This is a genomic window from Vibrio sp. 1288 (assembly GCF_033344475.1).
Window position 1 is genome coordinate 1 of record NZ_JAWPOX010000374.1, and the last position, 782, is coordinate 782.

The following is a 782-nucleotide window of genomic DNA, read 5'->3' on the forward strand; positions in this document are numbered from 1 at the left end:
GCGAATACAAAACCATCGCGGATCAATTGTGCCTGAGGCGCAAACTTACCTGTTAATGGTAACAACAATGCTGTGTTGTTTGGTTTTACGATATCAAGTGACAGAATGTTTTGAATTTCTTCTGGCGTATAGATTGCCGCTGGGTGTGACGGGTTCTCGTTCAACCAACGCTCAAGGGTATTTTTTAACTGAGACAGATTGCCGGAGAGCGTTTTTGCGTAAACTGCTAATTGCAACCATCCGTCTAACACGTCTTCGCTGGGTTCAGTTTGTAGCGAAGTCAGCTCATATTCAGAGTAACTGCCAAAGTTCATCCAAATTCGGCTTGAGATTTCGCGTTGCTCTGCTGATGACGCGTATTGACTAAACGCTACCAGTTGGCGGTTGGCTTCAAACGGCTGATTTAGGCTTTGGTAAGCATCGGCACGTAGAGAGTAGTAATCTTTCCACTGCTCATTTGGTAGCTTCCACCAAGGCTTAAAGTTGAGAAGTTGCAACAACTGAGAGTAATCGCCTTGCTTTTGCTGTATGGTCGCACGCGCCAGTTGCCACTCCGCCTGTTGAACTTCCGTCAATTGTTGGCGAGCCAGACGTTTTATCAGAAGGTCTGCTTGATCCAATTGGTTCGCTTGGATTGCGGCTTTGGTTGCCATGATCAACCAGTCGTTTTGTAAGCTACCTTCGGTGCTATCCGCTTGAATCATGTAGTTCTGAACAGACTGTGTCGGCTCAAGTGTAATATCAACGCTATCTGGTTGGCGCGGGCCTGAAGAACAGGCGGC

At 47.2% G+C, this 782-nt stretch carries 1 protein-coding gene; it reads right to left on the reverse strand.

Annotated features, from left to right (window positions below; genetic code table 11):
- Window positions 1–782, reverse strand: a 782-nt coding sequence (locus R8O11_RS26855; protein WP_318194828.1) for a penicillin-binding protein activator, incomplete at both ends; no start/stop codon positions are given.